Origin of the sequence: Streptomyces sp. NRRL F-5755 (assembly GCF_001279365.1) — a bacterium.
In the GTDB taxonomy this organism is placed as follows: Bacteria; Actinomycetota; Actinomycetes; order Streptomycetales; family Streptomycetaceae; genus Streptomyces; species Streptomyces rimosus.
In genome coordinates this window covers 1-5174 of record NZ_LGCW01000104.1, presented here as the reverse complement: position 1 = coordinate 5174, position 5174 = coordinate 1, and the positions used below count along the sequence as shown (strand labels likewise).

Below are 5174 nucleotides of genomic sequence, written 5' to 3'. Positions count from 1 at the left end.
CAGCTCCCACAGGCTGTCCGGCACCATCCGCTCGACAAGAGGGGCAGTCACCATCCCAGACTGCCGCAAGATCACACCAAACGAAATGACGTCTAAGGACAACCCGAAAGACCGCTACGTCCCGCTCGACGAGAACTTGGCGACGCTCCTGCATGCGCACATGCGGGAGTTCCCTCCGATCGAGATCACGCTGCCGTGGCTGGAGAAGGACGGCGAGCCGGTCACAGTGCGCCTCATGTTCACTACACGCGAGCGCAAGGCGCTCAACAAGAACTACTTCAACTCCCTCTGGAAGGCCGCCCTTGAGGCGATCGGCGCCATCAAGGCGGCGAACGACAAGCCGACCGGCAAGGGCCGCAGGTGGGAACCCTGCCGGGACAAGATGATGCACGCCCTTCGGCACCTCTTCGCCTCGGAGGCGATCAACGAGGGCGTGGACGTCTACACACTCGCCGACCTGCTCGGACACGAGGACCCGTCCTTCACCCTGCGCCGGTACGTGCATCGTGTAACGGGAGCAGTCAACAAGGCACGCAAGGCCATCGGTAAGCGCTACCGACTCGCAGCGTGACCCCACTCACCCACATGCGGGAGGCCCGAAGGGTCACGCCCTCCACCAGGGAATGCCATGACACTTGGATAGCTGCTCAAGGGCCTTACGGGCCTCCTCGGTTTCATGGTGGGTGTCTCCGAAGGTGCGGCGGCGGGCCAACAGGACACGACGCATCTCACTGCGAGCGATGGCCACCTGGCCCGTCCGGGCCCAGCCAATGGCCCAGTTGAAATGAGTCCTCAGAGTGGAGGGGTGATCTGAGCCAAGGTGCTTTCGTTCCTCGTCTAGGATCTTTTTCCACTCGCGCAATGCCGTCACGTGCTGCCCTCGCTGTGATGCGATGTGCACCAGCTCGTGCCTGGTGGCCAGAACATCCTCGTGCCTCGTTTCTAGCCCGCCCTCTTCCCGAGCAACCATGATCCCGGCCAGAAGCAACTCCGCCTCGTCCAAATACTCCAGCTGAACGAGAATTTGCGCTACGTTGTGCCGGGACTGGAGGGTGGCATAGTGGCTCTCGCCGAGGGAGTCTATCTCGATGAGCGAGATCTCCTTGAACTCGAGAAGTGCTTTGAAGAGATTCCCCCGAATCCTGTTGATCGAGGCTACGTCGAACCGAGTGACCAAAATCGACGGGTGCCAAGGCGGCATGATCTTGTGCTGCAACCGCATCACTCCATCAAACACCCTCAGAGCCTCATCTAGTCGACCGCGATGCCAGATGATCACACCCAGTTCATGGCGCACGACTGCTTTCGTATACAGAGGAAAGCCGGGGATCTGATCGCACTGGGATACCGCCAGGCGCGCCTCCTTCTCGGCTGCTTCGAGGAATCCCCGTTCACGAAGGGTCGTGGCGAAGTGATGGTGAGCCTGAATCGACAGAGGATGGCCGAGGGGCCATTGCCCGTCCAGGCGTGCGATGATGCCACGAAACAGCTTCTCGCCAGTCACGAAGTCGCCACGTTCGACGTGGACGGCTGCCAACAGGCTGTCTGTTACCAATACATGGAAACTGCCCGGCTCGTACAATAACGCTGCGAGCCTGCATGCTTCGCGAGAAAGTCGCTCCGCATCCTCCAGACGGGACGTACGCCAGGCCCAGTCGGCGAAGGTGTAGCAGGCAAGGAAGCGTGCCGGTGCATGGCCGTCGAGCCGCCTTGCTCGCGCGTATGCGCTCTCGGTGACGCTGAAGGCGACAGCATACTGCCCAGACACACGCAGATACTCGCAAAACCAGGCGTTAAGGAGTGTCACCGTATGGAGAAGATCGTCACAATCCTCTGGGAGCCGGTCTGCTAGAGACAGAACATGCGGAACCAGTAGTTGCCAGAAGCTTCCATGACGAGGATCTTCGGGCCACACGCCACGAAACAAGCCGAGGCAGCGGAGGGCTGCGTCCCAGACCGCCATGCGGGCGTCTGAGCGGTCGAGCTGGGCCGCGTTCACCTCTGCGACCAGAGGGTGAACGATAATGCAGCGGTGCTCGCTGCCAGGGAGTTGCGGCCAACGATAGAAGTCGTCGGGGAAGGTGCCCTCCAGCCGCTCGAGGCCGATGTCGATCAGCCCGAGGTCGCTGAGTGCATTGAGTGCCCGCTCCACACGGATTTCGTCCCACGGCCCGCCGTACGCTTCGCATGCACGGCTCAGGACCTCCGGCGAAAGCAATATGACCGGCACGGGCCTGGCAGCGAAGCACGACAGAAGCCGCATGAGCGTCCGGGCCTGTGGGACCCCTTGCTTTTCCAGAACGTCCAGGGAAAGCTCCCACGTCTGCATGACGAGCCGGCGGAGGTCTGCCTCCGGACCTCGCGCCTCAGAGGTGGCGGCCGCCCTGTCGATTACGTCGGGGAAATCCCTGTCCAAAGCAGCGTGGTAGTCCTCGAACCGGCGGATCGCAGAGGCGGGCAGAGCCAAATAGCGGCCGGCCAGCCACAGCGCGAGAGGGACACCGCCAAGCCGGTTGGCGAGCTTTGCCGCCTGTTCATGGTCCTTGTCGGAGACGCTGCGTAAACCGGCCGTGTCGACCAGCATGTCTCGACCGCCCGATTCGTCGAGGGGGGTCAGCCGAATCATCCGCAAGTGATCGGACCATACTTCAGGGCTCCCGACCCGCGTGGTCACCAACACTCCACCGGCGTAAGAGGATCGGAGCCATTCTGTGCCCAGCTCTTCTTCAATGGCCTTTGGGTCGTCGGCACTGTCGAAGACGATCAGCCAGGGTTCGAGGACCTCGTCTAAGGTTTCCCATACCAGGTCTGCGATACTGATGTTGCCCACCGCCGCCTCTTGCGCCCGTGATTCGGCAGCACCAGTACGAATCGCGATCTGCAGCATGGCCTCACGCACGCTATAACCGTCAGAAGCGGTAACCCATAAGACTCGTCGACGCTTCTTCCGCGTATCGCGGGCGACTGACAATGCCAGTGCAGTCTTGCCGATGCCGCCCATGCCATGGAGAACTGTAACGGTACCCTCGGGGCTGTCGACGATGTCCTTCAGTGTCTCCAGATCGGCATCTCGGCCATAGAGTTGGCGCGGCAACAGCCTAAGGGGCGGCTCTAGAGAGACAGCCGCCCCACCGGTTGGCCGATCAGTGTTGACGTGGTGATGATGGTGGAAATGAAGACCGCCCTCCACGATCCGCTGATCGCCGTTACCGACCTGGTAGACGCGTGAGTTGTCGGACGCCGCTGCCTGCTGCCTGATGCGCAAGATGTCGCTATACCTGTGCCGCCGCACGTTCACCCCCGCCACGATGTTGTCGTCACCGTACCGAGCCCACACGGCCTGGCGGGCACAGATCGATACAACAGGAGGCACAAGCGGTGCCAATGCTGGTGCCGTTCAGTCCGGGGCGGAGGCGGGGCCGCCTCTGGGTCAGCCCATCTACGTCTGGTGCACATGGTGGTGCACCAGACCGCCTCAGAGGGGTAGCAGCACAGATCAGAACGAGGACCGCCCAGGTCAGAGCTGCCTTCCGCTTCCCTCGGCTGACGGTCGTTTCTGCTACGGACCCAGCGGGTCGTCACCCGACATCTTGTAGCCATCGGCTCCTCTGTAACTCTAGAGTTACAGAATGGCCTTGGAGGGAGCGGAATGGATCCGATCGTCTTAGCCGCTGGAAGCGCACTCGTCAGTGCGATGGCCACTGACGGCTGGCAGCAGGCGCGGGACGCCGTTGCGACATGGTGGCGGCGGGCTCGTCCCGAGCGGGCTGACAGTGTCGGCGCCGACCTGGACATGCTGCGAGCGCAGATTGTGGCCGCTCGGGCTGATGCAGATGGGGACGCCGAGCGCGCCCTAGCGGGCGTCTGGCATCTGCGGTTGCAGCAGATACTCGAAGACGAGCCGACCCTGGCCGCGGAGCTACAACAACTGCTGGACGATCACCTTGCCCCTGCGCTCCCTCCGGACGAGCGTGTCCAGGTGAGGTCCGTTGTCATGAAGGCGGACGCCCGCGACAGCTCGCGGGTGTATATGGCCGGCCGGGACCAGCACATAACCGGATCGTGACCACTCCGTGGGGTAAGGACAGCTCAGCTCGGTTCTGCGTCGGAGGGAACGCCCAAGAGCACTCCCAGATACTCTCGTCGGCCGCGACCTGCCCCACACTCGCCGTTCCGGGGCTCCTCCACCGCCCGTAACTGTGCTGCGCATCTTGCCGCAGGACAATCCGACAGGTGAACTTACGGAGAGTCAACCACGGGAGCCTCATTCGCACCCGGATGCGAAACGGGCCACTTCGGCGCACTTGGCGCTCCGCGATGTGCACCTGATGTGCACCTGATGTGCACCCGCTCCTTGCGTCCTTGCTGAAAATTGCAGGTCGGGAGGGCTTCCCACCTGTACTTCGACATCTAAAAGGCGGAGTCGAAGCCAGAAGTAGCAGCGAGGGCCGCTACCCCACGCCGGGGTAGCGGCCCTCGTCGGCTTTCCAGGCTCTGTGAGCGGCGGCAGCCTTCCTACCACGGGGAGCATGTCCACCGGCGCGGTTGCGGACAGGATTTCCAAGGTGAGGGAGGGGAGATCGATGTCGCTGAGGAGACGGTCGATCTGTGCTCGCATGACCTCGGGGCCGCCGACGTTCGTGTAGAGCGCCTGCTCGCCCAGGATGCGTCGTAGTGGTGCTCGCCGTCGTCCAGCACCTCCTCCCGTCGCATGCGCTTGGCGGCTCCGGCCGGCACATCATCGGGTACACCGAGGAAGTCGACGACCTGCCTCAGGAGCACGGTGGCGTATGCCTCGGTCTGGAGAGTCCCCAGAGCATCGTGGGCACGTATGCCTTGCCCTCTCGTGCCCCCTCCTGAGTCATGCCGCTGGGTGGCGCTCGACGGGCCGCGCCGCGCGGCGACACAGCCCTCCGGTGACCCCGAATCACACATTCACACGAAGTGTCAAGAGGGGGGATAACGCACGGAGGGGTTGGGTAGTGCTCGGCCGCTGGGGGCGCCGTGTCCGGGGGAGCGCCCCCAGTGGGTAGGGGAGTCGGACGACGGGAGGTCGGGTCGTGGTGGCGCAGCCGTTTGAACTGCCGGGGTTTTATTTGCCTTATCCGGCTCGGGTGAATGCGGGTTTGGAGGAGGCTCGGGGGCATTCCAAGGAGTGGGCTCGGGGGATGGGG

4 protein-coding genes are annotated in these 5174 nt (G+C 63.2%); 2 read left to right on the top strand and 2 right to left on the bottom strand.

Annotation, left to right across the window (positions count from 1 at the left end):
* Positions 1–85: 85 nt before the first annotated feature.
* Positions 86–571 carry a tyrosine-type recombinase/integrase gene (locus ADK86_RS12910; RefSeq protein WP_234345828.1) on the top strand — a complete coding sequence of 162 codons (486 nt, stop codon included), beginning with the start codon at positions 86–88 and terminating at the stop codon, positions 569–571.
* Between the two features lie 33 nt (positions 572–604).
* Here the strand turns inward: ADK86_RS12910 and ADK86_RS12905 are convergent, their stop codons facing one another.
* On the bottom strand, positions 605–3265 hold the full coding sequence (locus ADK86_RS12905) for a tetratricopeptide repeat protein (RefSeq protein ID WP_159393847.1): 2661 nt from the start codon (positions 3263–3265) through the stop codon (positions 605–607).
* Between the two features lie 384 nt (positions 3266–3649).
* On the opposite strand from ADK86_RS12905, the gene ADK86_RS12900 reads away from it, so the two are divergent.
* Complete coding sequence (locus ADK86_RS12900; RefSeq protein ID WP_053696721.1) at positions 3650–4066, top strand: hypothetical protein; 417 nt, start codon at positions 3650–3652, stop codon at positions 4064–4066.
* A gap of 198 nt (positions 4067–4264) precedes the next feature.
* Here ADK86_RS12900 and ADK86_RS44440 read toward each other — a convergent pair whose 3' ends face one another.
* Complete coding sequence (locus ADK86_RS44440) at positions 4265–4663, bottom strand: Scr1 family TA system antitoxin-like transcriptional regulator (protein ID WP_234345829.1); 399 nt, start codon at positions 4661–4663, stop codon at positions 4265–4267.
* Between the last annotated feature and the right edge of the window lie 511 nt (positions 4664–5174).